The sequence below is a fragment of the Acuticoccus sediminis genome, assembly GCF_003258595.1.
GTDB lineage: Bacteria > Pseudomonadota > Alphaproteobacteria > Rhizobiales > Amorphaceae > Acuticoccus > Acuticoccus sediminis.
On the sequence record NZ_QHHQ01000001.1, the window covers coordinates 1,129,682 to 1,150,779 of the forward strand.

General features: G+C 70.5%; 16 protein-coding genes. 13 read left to right on the plus strand and 3 right to left on the minus strand.

Features of this window, described 5'->3' with window-relative positions:
• Positions 1-11 precede the first annotated feature (11 nt).
• The gene (locus DLJ53_RS04835; RefSeq protein WP_111342800.1) at positions 12-635 is read right to left on the minus strand and encodes a sulfotransferase family protein; all 624 of its coding nucleotides are present in this window, start codon (positions 633-635) and stop codon (positions 12-14) included.
• A 275-nt stretch (positions 636-910) separates the two neighbouring features.
• On the opposite strand from DLJ53_RS04835, the gene DLJ53_RS04840 reads away from it, so the two are divergent.
• The 7 genes from DLJ53_RS04840 to DLJ53_RS04865 all read left to right on the plus strand — a co-directional run bounded on the left by DLJ53_RS04840 (position 911) and on the right by DLJ53_RS04865 (position 12,344).
• The gene (locus tag DLJ53_RS04840; protein ID WP_111342802.1) at positions 911-1,645 is read left to right on the plus strand and encodes a TetR/AcrR family transcriptional regulator; all 735 of its coding nucleotides are present in this window, start codon (positions 911-913) and stop codon (positions 1,643-1,645) included.
• 369 nt (positions 1,646-2,014) lie between these two features.
• The gene (locus tag DLJ53_RS04845; protein WP_111342803.1) at positions 2,015-3,757 is read left to right on the plus strand and encodes an adenylate/guanylate cyclase domain-containing protein; all 1,743 of its coding nucleotides are present in this window, start codon (positions 2,015-2,017) and stop codon (positions 3,755-3,757) included.
• 26 nt (positions 3,758-3,783) lie between these two features.
• Positions 3,784-5,028, plus strand: a complete 1,245-nt coding sequence (locus DLJ53_RS04850) for a phosphatase PAP2 family protein (protein WP_146619894.1) — start codon at positions 3,784-3,786, stop codon at positions 5,026-5,028.
• A gap of 28 nt (positions 5,029-5,056) precedes the next feature.
• The gene (locus DLJ53_RS35955) at positions 5,057-7,399 is read left to right on the plus strand and encodes a S8/S53 family peptidase (RefSeq protein WP_244935005.1); all 2,343 of its coding nucleotides are present in this window, start codon (positions 5,057-5,059) and stop codon (positions 7,397-7,399) included.
• 253 nt (positions 7,400-7,652) lie between these two features.
• Entirely contained in the window at positions 7,653-9,005 is a 1,353-nt protein-coding gene (gene hemN / locus DLJ53_RS04855) for an oxygen-independent coproporphyrinogen III oxidase (RefSeq protein WP_342353578.1), read from the plus strand.
• A gap of 254 nt (positions 9,006-9,259) precedes the next feature.
• Positions 9,260-11,629 carry a Tex family protein gene (locus tag DLJ53_RS04860; RefSeq protein WP_111342809.1) on the plus strand — a complete coding sequence of 790 codons (2,370 nt, stop codon included), beginning with the start codon at positions 9,260-9,262 and terminating at the stop codon, positions 11,627-11,629.
• A gap of 37 nt (positions 11,630-11,666) precedes the next feature.
• Positions 11,667-12,344 (plus strand): alpha/beta hydrolase family protein, encoded by a 678-nt coding sequence (locus DLJ53_RS04865; RefSeq protein WP_111342810.1) that lies wholly within the window; start codon positions 11,667-11,669, stop codon positions 12,342-12,344.
• Here DLJ53_RS04865 and DLJ53_RS04870 read toward each other — a convergent pair.
• Positions 12,334-13,809: an NAD(P)-binding domain-containing protein gene (locus tag DLJ53_RS04870; protein WP_111342812.1), complete on the minus strand. Its 1,476-nt coding sequence runs from the start codon at positions 13,807-13,809 to the stop codon at positions 12,334-12,336. The two genes, DLJ53_RS04865 and DLJ53_RS04870, sit on opposite strands and share 11 nt — an antisense overlap.
• A 199-nt stretch (positions 13,810-14,008) precedes the next feature.
• Positions 14,009-15,118 (minus strand): NADH:flavin oxidoreductase/NADH oxidase, encoded by a 1,110-nt coding sequence (locus tag DLJ53_RS04875; protein ID WP_111342813.1) that lies wholly within the window; start codon positions 15,116-15,118, stop codon positions 14,009-14,011.
• Between the two features lie 291 nt (positions 15,119-15,409).
• Between DLJ53_RS04875 and groL the strand changes: the two genes are divergently transcribed.
• The 6 genes from groL (at position 15,410) to DLJ53_RS04905 (ending at position 21,079) form a co-directional block, all read left to right on the plus strand.
• Positions 15,410-17,032, plus strand: coding sequence for a chaperonin GroEL (gene groL, locus DLJ53_RS04880; RefSeq protein ID WP_111342815.1), 1,623 nt, complete (start codon positions 15,410-15,412; stop codon positions 17,030-17,032).
• A 120-nt stretch (positions 17,033-17,152) separates the two neighbouring features.
• Positions 17,153-17,281 (plus strand): ChaB family protein, encoded by a 129-nt coding sequence (locus tag DLJ53_RS36525; protein WP_319005041.1) that lies wholly within the window; start codon positions 17,153-17,155, stop codon positions 17,279-17,281.
• The gene (locus DLJ53_RS04890; protein ID WP_111342818.1) at positions 17,278-18,366 is read left to right on the plus strand and encodes an alpha/beta fold hydrolase; all 1,089 of its coding nucleotides are present in this window, start codon (positions 17,278-17,280) and stop codon (positions 18,364-18,366) included. The genes DLJ53_RS36525 and DLJ53_RS04890 overlap by 4 nt, the downstream gene beginning before the upstream one ends.
• Before the next feature lie 105 nt (positions 18,367-18,471).
• Positions 18,472-18,933: an NUDIX hydrolase gene (locus DLJ53_RS04895; RefSeq protein WP_111342820.1), complete on the plus strand. Its 462-nt coding sequence runs from the start codon at positions 18,472-18,474 to the stop codon at positions 18,931-18,933.
• Positions 18,934-19,062: 129 nt separating this feature from the next.
• Positions 19,063-19,716, plus strand: a complete 654-nt coding sequence (locus DLJ53_RS35960) for a phosphoribosyltransferase (RefSeq protein WP_111342822.1) — start codon at positions 19,063-19,065, stop codon at positions 19,714-19,716.
• A gap of 19 nt (positions 19,717-19,735) precedes the next feature.
• Positions 19,736-21,079, plus strand: a complete 1,344-nt coding sequence (locus DLJ53_RS04905; RefSeq protein ID WP_202913001.1) for an erythromycin esterase family protein — start codon at positions 19,736-19,738, stop codon at positions 21,077-21,079.
• The last annotated feature ends 19 nt before the right edge of the window (positions 21,080-21,098 follow it).

Below are 21,098 nucleotides of genomic sequence, written 5' to 3' on the forward strand. Positions count from 1 at the left end.
CCGGCCGGTGATCAGCTGAGCGACTTGATGAGGTCCCAGAACTCCTCACGGTTGTTGGTGCGCGGAAACGGCTCCTTCGGCACGGGAAGACCGAGGAAGGCGCAGAGCGGTTCCCAGCCGTCCTTGACCGCGTAGACGAGCAGCCGGTCGGCCGGGATCGCGGCCTTCACTGCATCGTTGTGCGCGACGAACGCGGCGGCGAGCGCGTCCTTGTCCGCGTCGGCGGGGATGCCGGACCGGAGGATCACCCGCCGGACCATCGCCAGCCATTCGCGGAAACGCTCCGGCGGATCGTCGGCGTCGAACGTGATCTTGTGGATCGTCTCGCCGAAGCTTTCCGCCCAGCTTCGCGGGTCGCGCACGCCGAGGATGAACCTGGCGTCCGGGTACGCGGCGTTCAGCTCGCGGTAGAAGCACGCCGTCGGCCAGTCGACGGCGCTCTCGTAGCCGGCATAGATCGTCGGCCAGTCCGGCTTGCCGTCCATCACGTCATTCCAGAGGGGAAGCTGGACCGGAAGGTTCCGGGCGACCTCCTCCATATGGAAGCAGGGGCCGAAGCCCAACGTCTCCAGCGCGATCCGCAGGGAATATGTCCCGGTTCGGCCAAGTCCCACCCCGATTACGTGCAGCGGCACCTCGCCCTCCCAGGCGGTTATTTTATTTGCTGCACTGTAGTTGAATTATGAATGTCCAAAAATGCTATGTATATGAAATCACCGTGAGGCGAGGCGGTGTGTTGATGGAGGGATTGATTGCCGGGGTGCTGAATGATCTGGCGAATACCTGACTTGCTTATGTAATCGTGCGTATCCCTGGGGGAGGCATTACCGGCCGAACATCGGCCGATGAGTGGACGGGCCGCGGCGCGGACGCATTGCTGCGGCGGCCCGGCAGTTTTATATAGCGATCAATGAAGAAATCCGGATCGACATCGGAACCGAAGCAGCCCGCGCGGCGTGGCCGTGGACGGCCTCGTGCGTTCGACCGCGAGGCGGCGCTGGCAGAGGCGACGCGCCTCTTCTGGCAGAACGGCTACGAAGCGACGTCGATCGCCGATCTCACCGAGGCGATGGGGATCGGATCCCCCAGCCTCTACGCGGCGTTCGGCTCCAAGGACGCCCTCTACGCCGAGGCCCTGCGCTTCTACGTGGAGAAATACGAGGCACTCGTCTGGGACGGCTTCAATGCGGCGACGACAGCGCGCGCAGCCGTCGAGGCCTACCTCGCGGCCTCGGCGGCGACGTTCTCCGGTGCGTTCGGCGACTTTCCCCGGGGCTGCATGGTGACGCTGTCGTCGATCGGCAGCGAGGGGCACGAGGATTTGTGCGCACTCGTCCGGTCGGGGCGATGCGTCGGGTTCGACCGGGTGAAGGCGCGCCTGAACCAGGCCGTCGCGGAGGGAGAGCTGCCGGCGTCGCTCGACGTGCACGCCCTCGCGCGCTTCGTCCAGACGGTCCAGAGCGGCATGTCCATCCTGGCCCGCGACGGGGCGTCCCGTTCCGATCTGGAGGCGGTCGCGCAGCTTGCCATGCTCGGATGGGATGCCCGCACCGGTCCCACGCCGGCGGCGCCGGCCGCGAAACGCGCCCCGGCCCGCCGCCGGCAGGCAGGACACGCAAAGGGCGCGCCCCCTTCCGGCGGGTGAGGGGGAGGTCTGAAGTTGCCTTCGGGCAGCCGAGCCTCGTTTCGGCGGGTCGCGGGTGCGCAATCTCAGGCTGTCTTCCGGGCGTGGAGCCACCCGGCGCGCGAGCGGACGCACCCAACCTCTCCGCAACAAGAAATCTGGATTTAGCATAATTATGTCTCATTTCTTCGAATAATATTAATTTGATGTCGTGTTCGAGGGGTTGAGGCACGCATGTGGCGACGCGGCGGCAGACACCGTCGTCGGGTCCTGACATGCGATGAAACTTAAGGTGACTGCTTAGTATTCGGTAGACCAAACTCCGCGGGAACATTGATGTTGAGCGGTACCGTATACGCAACAGCCGGGAGTGGCGGCGGCATTTCGACGGTGAATGACACGGTCATCCTCGTCGTCGACGTCGTCGAGTCCGTTCGTCTTATGCAAAAGCGGGAGGGCCAGACCGTCCGGCGGTGGCTGGAGCTGACGGCGGACATGGGAGCGCTCCTCGAAGAGCGCCAATGCGGGCAGATTCTCAAGAAGTCCGGCGACGGTGTCATCTTCCGGTTCGACAGCGTCCCGCGGGCGGTCGAGGTCGGCCTCGCGATCCTGTCCCGCAGCGCGGCCGCGAACCGCGGCGTCGAGCCGGGCACCGAGATCATGCTGCGGATGGCCCTCGAGGTCTGCCCCATCATCGTCGCCCCGGACGACATCTACGGGCACGGCCTCAACGTGGCGATGCGCATGGTCACGCTCGCCGGGCCCGGGGAGATCGTGGCGACGGCCCGCGCCCGCGAGCAGCTCGTCGCCGGCCTCGACGCCACCGTCGAGGACCTCGGCGACTGCTACCTGAAGCACATCGATGAGCCCGTCCGCGTCTTCAAGATCTCCGGCCCCGCTGCCGGAATCGCGATCCGCCCGCTGATCGACGCGGACGACCTCGCGCCGATGCTGGCGGTGATCCCGTTCGAGGGGCTGGCGGAGGGCGAGGGGGCGCTTCTCGGCGAGGTGCTGGCGGAGGAGCTCATCACCAACCTCGGCCGCTCGTCGGACCTGCGGGTGGTCTCCCGCCTGTCGACGACGGCGCTGCGGGGGCGGGCGCTCGGCGTCGCCGACATCTCCCGGCTCCTCCACGCCGACTACGTCCTCTCCGGCACCTACCGCGTCGTGGCCGACGAGCTGGTGCTCGACGTCGAGCTCGCCGAGCCTGACACGGCCTCGGTGTTCTGGAGCGAGCGGCGGACCGGGTCTCTGCGCAGCGTGCTCGACCCGTCCTCGGAGTTCGTGGCGGGCCTCGTCGACGTGGTCAGTCACGCCATCGTCGGGCGCGAGCTGCGCCTCGCCCGCTCGCGCTCGGTCTCCAACCTCAAGCACTACACCCTGATGATCGCCGCGGTGGCGCTCATGAACCGCCTGTCGCCCCGCGACTTCGCCGAGTCGCGCCGCCTGCTGGAGGCGCTGATCGAGCGCGCGACGCGGCAGGCGGTGCCGCAGGCGTGGCTCGCCAAGTGGCACATCCTGCGGGTGCAGCAGGGCTGGTCGGACGACCCGGAGCGGGACGGAGCGCTCGCCGCGCAGGCCACCCGGATCGCTCTCGAAGTCGACCCGGAGTGCTCGCTCGCGCTGGCGATCGACGGTTTCGTGAAGACCAACCTCATCAAGCGCTTCGACCTTGCCGAGACGCGCTTCGACGAGGCCATCGACGTCTGCCCCAGCAACTCGCTCGCCTGGATCCTGCGGGCCAACATGCACGTGTTCCGCGGGGAGGGGGAGGCGGCGGTGTCCGACGCCCGGCGGGCGCTGTCGCTGTCGCCGCTCGATCCGCACCGCTTCTTCTACGACGCGCTCAGCGCGGGGGCCTACTTCGCCAACGCCCAGTACGAGCGCGCCATCGAGTACGCGCGCGCCTCGATGCGTCTCAACCGGCAGCACACGTCCACGCTGCGCATTCTCGCCGTGTCGCTGCTGCGGCTCGGCGCGGACAAGGAAGCGGGCCGCGTCGCCGACCTGCTGCGAGAGGTCGAGCCCAACCTGACGGTCGAGAACTGGCTCCGCCGCTCACCCAGCGCCGACTACCCGATCGGGCGCGACTTCGCGCGCTCGCTCGCCGAACTCGGATTTCCACAACGATAGAACATACTTCGGGGGATTGAACGACCATGGCAACGCTCGGAAGTCTCGGCTCATTGGGGAGCCTCGGTTCACTCGGCAGTCTCGGTTCACTCGGATCCCTCGGAAGCCTGGGTTCGCTCGGCAGCCTCGGCTCGCTGGGAAGCCTCGGATCGCTCGGCAGCCTCGCCGGCAGCTACGACAGCGGCTCGACCGCCGAAGCGCTGATCTGGACCCACGACGGCATCGCCGGCCCCTGGTCGCCGCCCACCGCGGACCCCATGCCGCTCGACGACGAGAACGGCACGACGAGCGACTGGGTGCAGCAGCTCGACCGGCTGTCGCCGGCGATCATCGCCTCCCTCGTCGACTTCGAGCTCGTCTCGCGGCTCGGCTTCACGGTGGAGGCGGACGGAATGGCGGTGCGCCACCTGGAGACGGCGGCGCCGGCCTACCACACGCTTTTCAAGATCCGGCGGCCGACGATTTCGATCTTCAAGGACCAGCTCAACTACCTCGCGACCTACGCGGACCTTCGCCAGGACCGCGCCGCGGAGATCCTGACGCAGCTCTCGCCGCCCTTGGCCTTCCTCAGCGCGATCGCCTACATCCATCCGGACCGGACGCCGCGGACGATCCAGCTCATCGCCGCGGCGCTCCGGCTGGCGAACGTCGTGGAGATGCGGGTCAAGACCGCGCTCGCCTGCAAGCGGCCGCTGGAGTTCTCGTCGCAGGTCCAGCCGATGATCCTCACGCCGACCCACGGCTCGTTCCCGAGCGGGCACTCGTGCGAGTCCTTCCTGCTGGCCTTCGTCCTCTACAAGCTGATCACGTCGTCGACGAACAACCCGCAGTTCGCCGGGACGAGCGCCGAGAACTGGAGCCGCAAGCTGCTGCAGCTCGCCGCGCGCATCGCCATCAACCGCACCGTCGCAGGGGTGCACTTCCCCGCCGACAGCGCGGCCGGGTGCGTCCTCGGGCTCACGCTCGGCAACTACTTCGTGAAGCGGGTGCAGCCGAACTCCGGGGTGAACGTCAGCGCCGACGCCTACCTGTTCGACGGCACGAGGTTCCCCCTTCGCGCGGAGGAGAATCCGGGTGCCGGGATCTTCGCCGACTTCGTCTGGTGGCAGTACTTCGACGTGGCCGCCGGGGCGCAGCGGGCGCAGACGCCGCTCGGCGTGGCGACGCCGTTCGTGGAGCGGACGGGCTCGTTCGCGCTCCAGAATTCCGAGCGGTCGCCGATCCTGACCTGGCTGTGGAACAAGGCCGTGGCCGAATGGGACACGCCCTGAGCCGGCGGATGCGAGAGGAGGGCAGGCCATGGCCGAAGACCGCTACGACATCCCGCTCGGCGACCCGTATCTGCGCTGGCTGATCGGTCCCGGGCTGATCGCCGCGCGCGGCGGGTTCGTGGATCCCCGGAACGAGGAGATCCGTACGCCCGTGCTGATCGGGTTCAGGGACACCACCATCGAGGCGATCGAGCAGGGCCTCGACTTCGCGGAGGACGGGGAGAACGGGGCGGCCTGGCGCGACGGCCTCGCCATCCCCGCATTCCTCAAGTCGTTCAACGACCTCACCAAGCGGCTCCGCCCGGACAGTGACGATCCGCGCGGCCTGTTGGAGAAGGCCGGCGTTGTCATGGGCTTCGCCAGCGACAGCGCGCTCGCGGCGTACCAGAGGGAGGCCGAGGCACGGTCGGACAACTCGTTCGTGCCGCAGCGCATTTTCAGCGTGGCTCCGGGGCCGGCGATCGATCCGGACCGCACGGGCGACACCGAGGACGTCGGCAACTTCGCCGACCCCTGGAGGAACATCGACGTCGCCCTCACCGAGCGGCTGCTGGTGCCGTTCTACAAGGAGGTCGGCGGCGGCGAGGACCTTTCGTTCCTGCGGCGCGCGCAGAACACGGCGCTTTTCGGCCAGTCCACCGTCGTCGCCGTGATCGACGACGCGGTCGCCTACGCCAACTCGCGGTTCGAGGCGTTCGACCCGGTGACGAGCGCGTTCCGCACGTCCGTCTCCTCCGCCTGGATCCAGAGGGACCCGGCCGGGCTGATGTTCGACCGGGCGGGCATCGACGGCCAGCTGGCGGCGGTCGCCGCGGCCGGGATGTCGGCGGACGACGAGGCCGTCTACCGGCGCGCCGGCGTTCTCGACTTCGGCCGCCTGGACCGCCATTCGCTCGCCTACCGCGCCAGCCACGGCACCGCGGTGCTCGACCTCGCCAACGGTGCGCCGGCGGGGGACATGGCGGAGCTCGCCACGCGGAACCTGAAGGTGGTCCAGCTGCCGCTCGAGGTCATCCGCGACACCTCGCTGTCGCGCCTCGACGCGTACGTCTTCCCCGGCTTCATCTACCTGCTCTTCAACGTCGTGATCGAGACGCTGATGGCGAAGTTCCCGAACTTCCCGCTGGTGGACGAGGAGGTCGAAATCACCGTTCTGCCGATGGTGGTGAACATGTCCATCGGCAACACCGCCGGGCCGCACGACGGCGGCAGCGTGCTGGAGCGGGGGTTCGACTTCATCCTGCGCTGGTGGAACGACTTCGTTGCGCCGCTCGCGCTGACCCTGCCGTCCGGCAACAGCCACCTCGCCCGGATCCACGCGGGGGCGACGCTGAGGGGGGTGCCAGGCACGGCGTCCGCGGCGCGGGTGTTCGACTGGCAGGTCCAGCCGGACGACAAGACCGAGAGCGCCATCGAGATCTGGCTCCCGCCGATCGACGACCCGTTCGCGCCGCCCGCGCCGCGCGTCCGGGTGAAGGCCCTGCCGCCGGGCAAGCCGGACGGCGCTGCGGGGTTCGACTGGGTCACGGAGTTCGATGCGGCGGCGTTCGTGCAGCCGTTCGGGGCGATCGACAACGCATGGCTCTCGGTCACGTACAGCTTCAATCCGCTGGACCGGCGCGGGGTCTTCATGGTGAACATCGCGCCGACGGCGTTCGCCAACCCGGACCTCGCCGGAACGCCGGACGTGTTCCTGGCGCCGCCCGGCCGCTGGCGCATCCTGATCGAGAAGGTGACGCCCGAGCCGGGCGATCTGCCGATCGAAGCCTGGGTCCAGCGGGACGATACGCCGTTCAACTTCCGACGCCTGGGCCGGCAGTCGTACTTCAACAATGCCTGCTATGAACGCTACGACGCGACCGGGCACCCCATCGAGGAGGATCCGCCGGACGGGTGCGTGGTGCGCCGCTCCGGCAGCATGAGCGCGATCGCGACCGGCTGCCGGCCGGTCGTCGTCGGCGGGGCGGTCAGGACCGAGCCGGTGAACGGGAGCCGGGAGTTCGTCCTGGCGCGCTACTCCGCCGGAGGGCCGGCCTCCACCCCGCCGTGCCCCGACGAGCCGGAGCGCAAGGGACCCGACGTCGTCGCGAGGAGCGACGACTCGCGGGTGGCGCACGGGGTGCTGGCCGCAGGGACCGCGAGCGGCAGCACGGTCTCGGTCGGCGGGACGAGCATCGCGTCCCCCCAGGTCGCCAACGCGCTGGCCCGGATGGCGGATGCGGGCGTGCCGCCGAATCGGACCCAGATCCAGGCGGCGGCGGAGGCGGTCGTCGCCGGGCCGGTCGAGCGGGTGGGCGCCGGCATCGTACGCTCCGAGCACACCCCGTCCGCGACCCGTCCCCTGGTCCAGCGGCCGGGCCCGCCGGACTGATCCGCCGGCCCCACCGGCCGGCCGCCGCGGCGACAGCCCGTCTCGCGGCGGCCCGGCCCCTGGGCGTCGAAGCCGCCTCTGCGTGGCCGGCGTGGCGCGCACCGCCGGAGTGCCATCACAGCACCGCTGCAATCTCGGCTCGGCATCGCGAAATTTGATTCCGGTCAACGCAAGGGCGGCACGGCTCGGTTGTGGTGCGCTGCGCCGGGCAGGACGGACTGATGGTCGCCACTGCGGCAGATTGGAGGAATGTGTGGCAGCCGACCTGGCGAACTACATGACGATGGCGGTCCCGCGGTACACGAGCTACCCGACCGCCCCGCACTTCCACACCGGGATCGACGCGGACACCTACGCGAGCTGGCTCGCCCAGCTCGACGCGGACGCGCCGGTGTCGCTCTACCTGCACGTCCCGTTCTGCCGGCAGATCTGCTGGTACTGCGGTTGCAACATGAAGCTGGTCGGCGACCGCGAGGAGCCGCTGCGGGACTATGTCGACGTCCTCGACCGCGAGATCGCGCTCGTCGCCGGTGCGCTGCCCGCCCGGCTGAAGGTCTCCCACATCCACTGGGGCGGCGGCACGCCGACGGTGCTGAGCGGCGACGACCTGGCGAAGGTCATGGCGACCCTGCACCGCCATTTCGACGTGCGGGGGGATGCCGAGGTGGCGATCGAGTGCGACCCCCGCACCTTCGACGCGGCGAAGGCGAACGCCCTCGGCGCCCTCGGCTTCAACCGCGCGAGCTTCGGCGTGCAGGAGTTCGATCCGCGGGTGCAGGCCGCGATCAACCGCATCCAGCCGCCGGCGATGGTGGCGGCGGCGGTCGAGGCGCTGACGGCGGCCGGGATCGAGCGCATCAACTTCGACCTCATCTACGGCCTTCCGCACCAGACGACGGAGATGCTCCTCGACACCGTGGCGCAATGCCTGGGGCTCGGGCCGAGCCGGATCGCGCTGTTCGGCTACGCGCACGTCCCCTGGGCGGCCAAGCGGCAGCGGATGATCGCCGCAGAGGCGTTGCCGGGCGCATCGGAACGGTTCCAGCAGGCGGAGCGTGCCGCCGAGGCGCTCGTCGCCGGCGGAATGGTCGCGGTGGGGATGGACCATTTCGCCTTCCCGGACGATCCGCTCGCCAAGGCGGTGCGGACCCGCCGCCTGCGGCGCAACTTCCAGGGCTACACGACCGACGAGGCGACGACGCTGATCGGCATGGGCTCCACCTCGATCGGCCGCACGCCCTTCGGCTACGTGCAGAACGCCAGCGAGACCGGGGCCTGGGCCCGGGCCATCACGGAGGGGCGCCTCGCCGTCGCCAAGGGCGTCTGCCTCAGCGAGGACGACGTGCTGCGGGGCCGCGCGATCGAGGAGCTGATGTGCTTCGGCACGCTCGACATGGACGACCTCGCCCGCCGCTTCGAGGCGCAGCAGGACTGGGCGGACGACGCGCTCGCCTTCCTGCGACCGCTGGAGGCGGACGGGCTCGTCACCATCGACCATGGCCGCGTCACCGTGACGTCTGCGGGGCGGCCGTTCGTGCGCATCATCGCCAGCTCGTTCGACCGGTACATCACCCGTGGGCCGTGCCGCCACTCGGCGGCGGTATAGGCCTGTTCAGGCCCGGGGGCCGGAGCCGACGTCCGCGCGGCCCGAGCGTCCGTGGCCTATCCGGGACGCCGGGCCGATACCCCTTTGAGACTTGCGCGCGCGGCGGGGTCTGCCACCCTGCCCGGTGCGGCGGCTGCGACCAAACGCGTCGCCGGGGCGGGGGGAGGCGGCTCTCCCCACAGGGTTTCGACATCCTCACTTGGAAGAACCGTGCCCCGGCGCTATTCCGGCGCTCCGCACCGACAGGAGGCACCGTGGACAAGACCGCCGAGAACATCGCACGCATCATCGCCGACGAGATCGGCGCGCGGCCGGCGCAGGTCACCGCGGCGGTCGACCTGCTCGACGGGGGCGCGACGGTCCCCTTCGTGGCGCGCTACCGCAAGGAAGCGACCGGCGGCCTCGACGACGCTCAGCTCCGCACCCTCGGCGAGCGCCTGTCCTATCTGCGCGAGCTGGAGGCGCGACGCGCGACGATCCTGCAGTCGATCCGCGACCAGGGAAAGCTGACCGACGACCTCGCCCGCGCGATCGCCGGGGCCGAGACGAAGGCGACGCTCGAGGACCTCTACCTCCCCTACAAGCCCAAGCGGCGCACCAAGGCGATGATCGCCCGCGAGAACGGGCTGGAGCCGCTGCTGCGCGCGATCCAGAACGACCGCCGCGCGCAGCCGGAGAAACTGGCGGAGGCCTATCTCGGCGAGGCCGTGGCCACCGTGAAGGCCGCGCTCGAGGGCGCGCGCGACATCCAGGCCGAGGAGCTGACCGAGAACGCGGACCTTCTCGGCCGGCTGCGCGCCTTCATGCACGCCGAGGCGATCATCGCGGCGACCGTCGTCCCCGGCAAGGAGGAGGCCGGCGCCAAGTTCTCCGACTACTTCGACCACCGCGAGAAGTGGGCCGGCATCGCCGCCCACCGCGCGCTCGCGATCATGCGCGCCGCCAACGAGGAGGTCGTCACCGTCGACATCGCCCCCGATCCGGAGACCGGGACGGCCCGCGCGGAGGGCATCGTCGCGTCGGCCATCGGGATCGACGGCGACGGACCGGGCGACGCCTGGCTGCGGCAGGCGGCCGGATGGACCTGGCGCGTCAAGCTGAAGCTGTCGATGTACCTCGACCTGCTGGGCGACCTCCGCCGGCGCGCCCACGAGGAGGCGATCGCCGTCTTCGCCCGGAACCTGAAGGACCTGCTGCACGCGGCGCCGGCCGGTCAGCGGGCGACGCTGGGCCTCGACCCCGGCATCCGCACCGGTGTGAAGGCCGCCGTCGTCGACGCGACGGGCAAGCTCGTCGACACCGCCACGATCTACCCGTTCCAGCCGCGCAACGACGTGCGGGGCGCGCAGGACAAGATCCTGGAGCTGGTCCGCCGCCACGACGTCGAGCTCATCGCCATCGGCAATGGCACGGCGAGCCGCGAGACCGAGCGGCTGGTCGCCGAGACGCTCCGCCTCATCCCGGACGGCAAGCCGCGTCCGACCAAGGTCATCGTCTCCGAGGCGGGCGCCTCGGTCTACTCGGCGTCCGAGCTGGCGTCGAAGGAGTTTCCGGACCTCGACGTATCGCTCCGCGGCGCCGTCTCCATCGCGCGGCGGCTGCAGGATCCGCTCGCCGAGCTGGTGAAGATCGAGCCGAAGTCCATCGGCGTCGGCCAGTACCAGCACGACGTCGACCAGAACCGCCTCGCCAAGGCGCTGGACGCGGTGGTCGAGGACGCGGTGAACGCCGTCGGCGTCGACCTCAACACCGCCTCGGCGCCGCTGCTGGCGCAGGTGGCGGGGCTCGGCCCGTCGCTGGCCCAGTCCATCGTCACGCATCGTGACGCGAACGGCGCCTTCGCCACGCGCAAGGCGCTCCTCAAGGTGTCGGGCCTCGGTCCCAAGGCGTTTGAGCAGTGCGCCGGCTTCCTGCGCATCCGCGACGGCAAGGAGCCGCTCGACGGCTCGGCGGTGCACCCGGAGGCGTACGGCCTCGCGCGCCGCATCGTCGAGGCGTGCGGGCGGGATATCCGGTCCCTCATGGGCAACGCGGCGATGCTGAAAGGGCTCAACCCGGCGACCTTCGTCGACGAGCACTTCGGCCTGCCGACCGTGCGGGACATCCTGTCGGAGCTGGAGAAGCCCGGCCGTGATCCCCGTCCGGACTTCCGCACCGCGAGCTTCGCCGAGGGCGTCGACGAGATCGGCGACCTGCGTCCGGGCATGGTGCTCGAGGGCACGGTGACGAACGTCGCCGCCTTCGGGGCCTTCGTGGACATCGGCGTGCACCAGGACGGGCTGGTCCACATCAGCCAGCTCGCCGACCGCTTCGTTAAGGACCCGCACGAGGTGGTGAAGGCCGGCGATGTCGTCAGCGTGCGGGTCGTCGAGGTCGACATCGCGCGCAAGCGCATCGGCCTCTCCATGCGCAAGGACGCGGGGACCGACGACGGTGCGCAGGCGCAGCGCCGGCACGCGCCGGCCGGGCAGAAGGGAGGCGGGAACGGCCCGCAGCCCGGCAAGGGTCCGCAACCCGGCGGCGGCAAGGGCAAGGGGCGCGGTCCCGCCAAGCCGGCCAGGCCGCAGGACAGCAACGGCGCGCTCGGCGCGGCCCTGCTCGAAGCGATGAAGAAGCGCACGTGAGCATCGCCGCGCCGCACCACGGCCGGCGGGTGGCCGGGTGACCTTCCTGTTCGACGGGCCGGACGACGCTGCGACGACGGTCCTCCTCGCGCACGGGGCCGGCGCGGCGATGGACTCCGCCGCCATGACGGCCATGGCCGCCGCGCTCGGCGGGGCGGGCCTGCGCGTCGCGCGGTTCGAGTTCGCCTACATGGCCGCGCGCCGCGACGCGGGGCGGAAGCCACCGCCCCGCGCCGACAAGCTGCTTCCGGAGTACCGCGCGGCGGTGGCCGCGCTGGGCGCTCCGGGGCGGGTGATCATCGGCGGAAAGTCCATGGGCGGGCGCGTCGCCAGCCTGCTCGTGGACGAGCTGCATCAGGCGGGGCGCGCCGCGGGGCTCCTCTGCCTCGGCTACCCGTTCCACCCGCCGGGCAAGCCGGACCAGCTCCGCACCGAGCACCTCGCCACGCTGGGAACGCCGGCGCTGATCTGCCAGGGCACGCGCGACCCGCTGGGCACGCGCGAGGAGGTCTCCACCTACACCCTGTCGAGCGCCATCGAGATCCTGTGGCTCGAGGACGGGGACCACGACCTGAAGCCGCGCAAGCGCGTGACCGGCCTCACCGCGGCCGACCACCTCGCGACCGTCGCGGGCACCGTCGCGGCATGGGCGGCGCGCCTCCCGCAGGGCGCGGACCGCTCGGCCCGAACGGACGCGCCTGGCCTCAGGCGGTGACCGTCGGGGTGCCCGGGGCGACGCGGGCGTCGAGCTCGTCGCCCTGGATCTCCACCTCGCTGTAGCCGGTGATGCGGGCCATCTGGGCGTCGTAGTCCTCGAGGAAGAAGTTGCGGGCGATGCCCTCGGCGAGGCGCCGCGCACCGTCGCCGACGCCCGGGATATCGCCGGAGATTAGCCCGAGGCTCGCCATCGCGGCGATGTTGAAGGAGTGGACGCGGCTCACCCAGGCGTCGCCCTCCAGGCGGGGGCGGAAGGTGAAGTCGTCGCACACGTCCGGGTGCCGGGCGAACTGGCCGACCACCTCCGGCGGGAGGTCGAGGTCGCTCATGAGCACCACGTGGCCATCGAGCGCGACCAGCTCCGGCCGCCCGCCGAGGTCGACCTTGAACCCCGTGCCGAGGATCACCTTGTCGACCGTGAGCCGTTCGCCGCCGAGGTCGAGCACGATCCGCGACCCGCTCGCGTCGACGCCGCGCACCGATGTTCCCGGGTGGAAATGGAAACGGCGGTCGTGCGCGATGCGGGCCACCGAGTCGGCCGGCGGCGCGACCGCCACCTCGAAGGCCGCGTTGAGGAGGGCCAGCCGCTCCGCCGGCGGCAGGGCCGGCATGCCGAAGGTGAAGCCGGCGTGGACCATGGTCTTGAAGCGATTGTACGTTGCGAGCTTCGGCCGGCGCATCAGCATGTGGACCGACCCGGCCCCGGCCTCCAGCGCCGTCGCCGCATTGTCGAAGGCCGAGGCGGACGCGCCGATCACAGCGACGTCCCGGCCCGCGAGCGCCTCGAAGTCGATCGCCTCGACGGTGTGCTGGAACCGCGCGTCGCCGGCCGGCACCCAGCCCGGCATCGCCGGTCCGCCGAGCCCGTCGCGCCCGGTCGCGAGCACGAGCCGCCGAGCCCTGATCCGCTGCGCTGCGCCGCCGCGGGTCACCGCGACCTCGACGCCGGTCTCGGTCGGCGCGATGGCTGTGAGGGCGCAGCCGTTCTCGACCGGAAGCTCCAGCGCCTCGCGGAACCAGACCAGATAGTCCTGCCACATGCCGCGCGGGATCTTGCCGAGGCCGGCCCAGGCGGCGGAGCCGTAGAGCGCCTCGTGGTAGGCGCGGAAGGTGAGGGCGGGGATGTCCTGCGCCGGGCCGACGAGGTGATTGGGCGAGCGCAGCGTCTTCATCCGCGCGTAGGTCACCCACGGGCCCTCGAGCCCCGCCGGGGCGGCGTCGATCACGGCGTGGTTGCGGATCCCGGCCTTGTTGAGCGCGAAGCTGGCCGCGAGCCCCATCTGGCCGCCGCCCACGACGAGGACGTCGAGCTCGCCGGGACGCGCCGGCAGCCAGTTCTCGGGCGGATAGTTGATGAAGGAGAGATCCCGGCGAAGCTCGGCCGTGTGCCGGTCGAGACCGACGGGACCGTCCTCGCGGCGCGAATCCCCGGATCCCGGATCGGCAGTGGCGTGGTTCGTCATGGAGGCCTCTTCGTCGTCTTCTGGCCCCGTGGGGGAGGCGCTGCGGGGGGCGGCGCGGCCGAGGCACGCGCCATTAAACCCCAATTGTTAGCGCAACGCCTCTCCGCGTGCCCTCCCGCTGCGCGAAAGGGACCTATGCAATCGCGATCGGCGGGCTCCGGACGGCATCGCGCCCCGGCCGGCGTTCGCCGCTCGCCTGTCAGTCGGCGGGCTCCGCGAAGAGCTCCTTGTAACGGCGCGGCTGGGACCTGAGGTACTGGTTGGCGACGCGGATCTTCACCCCGAGGTGGGCCGCCGCATGCCAGGGCCAGCGCGGATCGTAGAGGATGCCGCGGGCGAGGGCGATCATGTCCGCGTCGCCGGTCGCGACGATCGCCTCGGCCTGGTCGTAGTCGGTGATGAGGCCCACCGCGACGACGGGCACCTTCACCGCCTGCTTGACCGCCCGCGCCAGCGGGACCTGATAGTTCGGCCCGATCGGGATCTGCTGATTCGGCGAGATGCCGCCGCTCGACACGTGGATCGCGTCGCAGCCGCGCGCCTCGAGCGCGACGGCGAGCGCCACCGCGTCGTCCACGCTCCAGCCGCCGTCCATCCAGTCCGAACCGGAGATGCGGACCGTCACGGGACGATCGGCCGGGAAGTTCGCGCGCACGACGTCGAAGATCTCCAGCGGGAAGCGCATCCGGTTCTCCCGGCTGCCGCCGTAGTCGTCCGTGCGCTGGTTGGAGAGCGGGGAGAGGAACGCGTTGAGGAGGTAGCCGTGCGCGGCGTGGATCTGCACCGCGTCGATGCCGAGCCGTGCGGCCCGGCGCGCCGCATCGGCGAAGCCGTCGCGGATGCGCTGGAGGCCGGCCTCGTCGAGCGCGATCGGCGGGACGTCGTCCGGCATGTTCGGGATCGCCGAGGGGCCGAAGGTCTGCCAGCCGTTCGGCTTGTCCGGGTGGATCTGCCGGCCGCCCTTCCACGGCACCTCGTGCGAGGCCTTGCGCCCGGCGTGGGCCAGCTGGATGGCGATGGGCATGCTGGACCACTTCCGCACGCCGTCGAGGACGCGCTTCATCGCCGCCTCGGTGCGGTCGTCCCACAGGCCGACGTCGCCGTAGCTGATGCGCCCCTCCGGCACGACCGCCGTCGCCTCGATGGTGAGGACGGCGGCGGCGGACATCGCGAGGTTGCCGAGGTGGATGAGGTGCCAGTCGGTCATCTCGCCATCGGTCGCCGAGTAGGTGCACATCGGCGCGATCACGATCCGGTTGGCAAGGGTCTTCGATCCGATGGTGATCGGACTGAAAAGGACGGACGGCATCGAGAACTCCTGTCTTTCCGGATCGTTTCGCCGCGCCAGATGGCCACGGTCAAGTCGATCAGCCTGACATAAATTAACGACCTGCGCGCGGCGGCGTGAGACCCCACGGGCAATTTGCCGTTCGGGATCGACAAGTCGCATGCGGAATGTCCCGTCGCCGCCGGTTGGAGCGCTCTCCGGCCCGATGGCGGCCTTCCCGTCAGGCGGCCGGCGTCGGTGGAATTGACGATTGTCAACGCCTCGCAGGCCCATCCCGCCAAGGACTGAAGGGTGGAGTTCGGGGGCCGTCCGATGGCGCACAAGCAGATCCTGTTCCATTCGGCCGCGCGGGAAAAGGTGCTGCGTGGCGCGACGCAACTCGCCGATGCGGTACGGGTGACGCTCGGCCCCCGCTCCAAGTCGGTCCTAATCGAGAAGCCCTGGGGCGCGCCGATCGTGTGCAACGACGGGGTGACCATCGCCAAGGAGGTGGACCTCAAGGACCCGGAGGAGAACCTCGGCGCCCGCATGCTGCGCCAGGCTGCGGAGAAGACCGGCGAGATGGTGGGCGACGGGACCAGCACGTCCACCATCCTCGCCCACGCCATCTTCGCCGAGGGCGTGCGCAACGTGGTGGCCGGGGCCAGCGCAATCGACATCAAGCGCGGCCTCGACCGCGCCACCCGCCGCGCGGTCGAGGCGCTCCGCGCCCACTCGCGTCCGGTGAAGTCCCGCCTCGAGAAGACGCAGGTCGCGACGATCTCGGCGCACAACGACCCGACGATCGGCGAGCTGGTGGCGGACGCGATCGAGAAGGTGGGCGACGAGGGGGTCGTCTCGGTCGAGGAGTCGAAGACCACGGAGACGGTCCTCGAGGTGGTCGAGGGGATGCAGTTCGATCGTGGCTTCCTCTCGCGCTACTTCGTCACCCAGCCGGAGACGATGGAGGCCGTCCTCGAGGACGCGCTGGTCCTCGTCTCGGACCAGAAGATCGGGGCGCTGCAGGACCTGCTGCCGCTGCTGGAGGCGGTCGCGAAGCTCGGCCAGCCGCTGCTGCTCATCGCCGAGGATGTGGAGGGGGAGGCGCTCGCCACGCTGATCGTCAACCAGCTGCGCAGCGCGCTGCGGTGCTGTGCTGTGAAGGCGCCCGGCTTCGGCGACCGCCGCAAGGCGATGCTGCAGGACATCGCCATACTCACCGGCGGCGAGGTGATCTCCCGGGATCTCGGCACGAAGCTCGACCAGGTCACCGTCGAGCAGCTCGGCAAGGCCAAGCGCGTCGTCGTCGACAAGGACGCGACGACGATCATCGGCGGCGCCGGCAAGCGCGCGCTGATCGACGCGCGGATCGTCGAGATCCGCCGCGAGATCGAGGAGACGACCAGCGACTACGACCGGGAAAAACTTCAGGAGCGGCTCGCAAAGCTCGTCGGCGGCGTCGCCGTCGTTCACGTCGGCGCGCCCTCCGAGTCTGAGATGAAGACACGCAAGGAGGCCCTCGACGACGCGATCAGCGCGACGAAGGCCGCGGTTGCGGAGGGCATCGTTCCCGGCGGTGGTCTCGCGCTGCTGCGCTGCATCGCCGCCGTCGAGGACGAGGAGGGCCAGTGCGAGGGCGACGAACGTACGGGGGTGCAGATCCTGAAGCGCGCCCTCGAGGCTCCCACCCGGCAGATCGCCGAGAACTCGGCGAGCGACGGCGGTGTCGTCGTGGCGCGCATGCTGGAAGGGCAGGGCAGCCAGGGCTTCGACGCCGGGCGCAAGGTTTACGTCGACCTGCTCGAGGCCGGCATCGTCGACCCCACCAAGGTCGTGCGCGTTGCGCTCGAGAACGCGGTGTCGGTCGCCAGCATCCTGCTGCTGACCGAAGCGACAATGACGGAAATTCCGGAGGAACACAAAGAGCGGGCGATGCAGCCCGAACTGGACCTGTGAGGCCTGACCGCAGGCCCCGGTCTTCAGGATGGAGGATAATCCATGCCCTACACGACAAATCATGAGTTGCCACTGCCGATACAGAGGCGCCTTCCGTCCCAGGCACAGGACATCTATCGAATGGCGTTCAACCGCGCGTTCGATTCCTACCTCGACGATGCAGGGCGCGAGGAGCGGTCGCACCGGATCGCCTGGTCCGCCGTGAAGCGGGCCTACACGCGCAACGGCGGCGACTGGGTGCGGCGATGAACGTCTGGCAGCCGCAACCGCTGGTGCTCGAAACCGGGACCCTGACGAACCTGCGGGCGGCGCAGGCCGCGACGATGGACGACTTGCGCCGCGTCCAGGCGCATACGCTCGACCTTTTCGGCTTCGGCGTGCACGAGTGCGACCACGAGATCGTGGCGTCGGGCCCGCACTGGCGGCTGCGGCGTTATTCCGGGCCCGGCAACGGCATTCCGCTGCTGATGATCCCGGCGCCGATCAAGCGCCCCTACATCTGGGACCTTGCCCCGACGGCCAGTATCGTGCGCTTCTGCCTCGATCGCGGGTTCGACGTCCACATGGTCGAGTGGCTGCCGCCCGCGAACGGCGACGGGAGCGCAGGCTTATCGGCCTACGCCAACGCGATCGTGGAGGCGGGCGAGACCATTGGCGCCGGACACGCTGACAACCTGCCCTTCGTCATCGGCCACTCGCTCGGCGGGACGCTTGCGGCGATCGCCTGCTCGCTGCGGCCCGAGGTCGTGCGCGGCCTCATCCTCCTCGGGGCGCCGCTCAGCTTCGGCCCGGGCTCCAGCCCCTTCCGGGATGTCGTGGTCGCGAACCGCAACGGAGTGGCGCAGTTCGGCACGGTCGCAGGCTCCGAGCTCTCCCAGTCGTGCGCGCTCCTGTCGCCCGGCACGTTCGTCTGGTCGCGCTGGGTGGACGGCGTCCTCAGCCTCTCCGACCCTGCCGCGTTCGACACACACGTGCGGATCGAGCGCTGGGCGCTGGACGAGGTGCCGCTGCCGTGCCGGCTGGTCCACCAGATCGTCGAGCGGCTCTACCGGGAGAACGGCTTCGAGGCCGGCACGCTCGACGTTGCCGGCAGGGCGCTGGGCCCGTCGGACATGCACCTGCCGGTCCTCGCCGTGGTCAACGACGCCGACGAGATCGGCCCCCGCGCGGCGATCGAGCCCTTCTTCGCCCGGATGCCGGACGCGGATACCGAGATCGTCTCGCAACCGGCCGAGATCGGCGTCGGGCTCCAGCATCTCGCCGTGCTGGCGGGCCGCCGGGCGCAGGCGGAGACCTGGCCCAAGATCGCGCAATGGATCGCGGGCCACGCCTGAGACGCGGCAACGGTCCCGTCGCGGTCGCCCGGCCATCCGGTGCGCCGCGCCAGCACCGGGGCCGCGGCCGTCCGGCGGCCCGGTTTGCCGGACGGGATCGCGGCCATGAACGCCAGCGCGGGTGTGCTGATGTACCGGCGCGGGGAGGAGGGCATCGAGGTCCTTCTCGTCCATCCGGGCGGCCCGTTCTGGCGGCGCAAGGACGACGGCGCGTGGTCGGTTCCGAAGGGCCTGATCGAGCCGGGTGAAGACCCGGACGTCGCCGCGAGGCGGGAGTTCGAAGAGGAGATCGGCACGCCTGCGGCCGGAGACCTTCTCCGGCTCGGCACCGTCCGTCAGTCCGGCGGCAAGGTGGTCGAGGCCTTCGCCCTCGAGGGCGACGCGGACGCCACCGGGATCAGCGGCGGCGGGACCGTCGAGGTCGAGTGGCCCCGCGGCAGCGGCCGGATCCTCTCGTTCCCGGAGGTCGACCGCGCCGCGTGGCTCACGCTGCCGCAGGCGCGCGTGAAGATGCTGGCGAGCCAGCGCCCCTTCCTCGACCGGCTGGAGGCTCACCTCCGCGCCTGACCGCCTCCCCGCGCCTCTGCGCGGCCGTCCGCCCCGATGCGTTCCGGTTCAATTGACACTTCGCAAACGGACCTTGGAGCGGTCGGCAAGACTCGGGGCCATCAGGGCAGTCCCTGTGAGGAGGGTTGTATGTTCTTCAAGGATCGTCGTGACGCCGGCCGCCTGCTGGCCAAGAAGCTCGCGAGATATCGCGGCACGAACGCGATCGTCCTTGCCTTGCCGCGCGGCGGCGTGCCCGTGGCCTACGAGGTCGCCCGCGCGCTGAAGCTTCCGTTCGACCTCATGCTGGTGCGAAAGCTCGGCGTTCCCGGGCACGAGGAATACGCCATGGGCGCCATCGCCAACGGCGACGTGCAGGTCCTGAACAAGGACGTGATCGAGGATCTGAGGATTCCGGCGCAGCTGATCGCCGCGGTCGCCAAGCGCGAGCGGACGGAGCTGGAGCGGCGCAACGAAGTCTACCGCGGCGGCGAAGGGGCGCCGGCGGTCGAAGGACGCACGGTCATCCTGGTCGATGACGGGATCGCGACCGGTGCGGACATGCGGGCGGCGGTGGCGGCGCTGGGGACCCAGCACGCCGCCAGGGTCGTCGTGGCCGCACCGGTCGCCTCGTACCAGGCCTGCTCGGAGCTGCGCGAGATCGTCGACGAGGTCGTCGTGGTCGCGACCCCCGTGCCGTTCGGCGGTGTCGGGCTCTATTACCTCGATTTCCAGCAGACCCCCGACGCGGAGGTCGTGCGCCTGCGGTCGGAGACCGAAGTGCCCACGTCCTGGTGGCACTGACGCCGGAAGGGACACCGCCGTGCATGCCCACGAGCATCTCCTCGCAGAGATCAGGAGCGAGGCGCTGCCTCTTGAGGCCGCCGCCTCGCTGGATCGTCTCGTCGCGATGGCCGCCGACGCCCGCTTCGTACTGATCGGCGAGGCGACGCACGGCACAGACGAGTTCTACAGCGTCCGCGCCGAGATCACGCAGCGGCTGATCCGCGACCACGGGTTCGCGGCGGTGGCGGCCGAGGCCGACTGGCCGGACGCCTACCGGGTCAACCGTTACGTCCGGGGCGACGCGGCGATCCGCGACGCCGACGACGCCCTCTCGCACTTCCAGCGCTTCCCGGCCTGGATGTGGCGCAACACGGTGGTGCGGGACTTCGCCGAATGGCTGCGCGGGTACAACGACGGCATAGCCCTGCCGGCGCTCAAGGCCGGGTTCTACGGCCTCGACCTCTACAGTCTCGAGGCGTCCATCGCGGCGGTGGTCGCCTACCTCGACAAGGTCGACCCGCGGGCGGCGACGCTCGCGCGGGAGCATTATGCCTGCTTCGACCTCGGCATTACCCGCAACGCGCAGCAGTACGGCTACGCCACCATGCTCGGCGCCTCGCCGGGTTGCGAGGAGGAGGTGCTGGCCCAGCTCCTGTCGCTCCGCCGCAAGCGCTACGAGTACCTCACGCGGGACGGGTTCGCCGCCGGTGAGGCGTACTACTGCGCCGAACAGAACGCCGCCGTCGTGCACAACGCCGAGCGGTACTACCGGACGATGTTCACCGGGCATGTCTCGTCCTGGAACCTGCGCGATCGGCACATGGTGAGCACCCTCTACGGGCTCGCCGACCATCTGCACGTCCAGCGCGGAGAGCCGCCGAAGATCGTCGTGTGGGCGCACAACTCCCACGTCGGCGACGCGCGGGCGACCGAGATGGGGCAGCGCGGGGAGTGGAACATCGGTTCGCTTGTGCGCGAGGCGCACGGCCGCAGCGCGGTCCTCGTCGGCTTCTCGACCCATGCCGGCAGCGTCCGGGCGGCGAGCGAGTGGGACGGTCCGGGCGAGGTGAAGACCGTACGGCCGGCGCTGCAGGGCAGCTACGAGGCGCTGTTCCACGAGGCCCTGGGGGGCGACGCCCTGGTCCTGCTGCGCGACAACGAGGTGCTGTACCGCCACCTCGGCCTGTCGCGGCTGCAGCGGGCCATCGGCGTCCTGTACCTGCCGCAGACCGAGCGGCAGAGCCACTATTTCTTCGCCCAGCTCCCGGAGCAGTTCGACGCGCTGATCCACATCGACCAGACGCGCGCCCTCCTTCCCCTCGCCCCTGCCGCGCAGGCCCCGGAGGAGGAGGTCTTCGAGACCTACCCCACCGGCTTCTAGCGACGACGGCACGGCCCAG

Coding starts and splice junctions, on each gene's coding strand:
- DLJ53_RS35960 (WP_111342822.1), top strand. CDS start 19,063: ATGTTCTTCAAGGATCGTCGTGACGCCGGCCGCCTGCTGGCCAAGAAG.
- DLJ53_RS04870 (WP_111342812.1), bottom strand. CDS start 13,809: ATGACGAACCACGCCACTGCCGATCCGGGATCCGGGGATTCGCGCCGC.
- DLJ53_RS04840 (WP_111342802.1), top strand. CDS start 911: ATGAAGAAATCCGGATCGACATCGGAACCGAAGCAGCCCGCGCGGCGT.
- DLJ53_RS04895 (WP_111342820.1), top strand. CDS start 18,472: ATGAACGCCAGCGCGGGTGTGCTGATGTACCGGCGCGGGGAGGAGGGC.
- DLJ53_RS04850 (WP_146619894.1), top strand. CDS start 3,784: ATGGCAACGCTCGGAAGTCTCGGCTCATTGGGGAGCCTCGGTTCACTC.
- DLJ53_RS04875 (WP_111342813.1), bottom strand. CDS start 15,118: ATGCCGTCCGTCCTTTTCAGTCCGATCACCATCGGATCGAAGACCCTT.
- DLJ53_RS35955 (WP_244935005.1), top strand. CDS start 5,057: ATGGCCGAAGACCGCTACGACATCCCGCTCGGCGACCCGTATCTGCGC.
- groL (WP_111342815.1), top strand. CDS start 15,410: ATGGCGCACAAGCAGATCCTGTTCCATTCGGCCGCGCGGGAAAAGGTG.
- DLJ53_RS04890 (WP_111342818.1), top strand. CDS start 17,278: ATGAACGTCTGGCAGCCGCAACCGCTGGTGCTCGAAACCGGGACCCTG.
- DLJ53_RS36525 (WP_319005041.1), top strand. CDS start 17,153: ATGGCGTTCAACCGCGCGTTCGATTCCTACCTCGACGATGCAGGGCGC.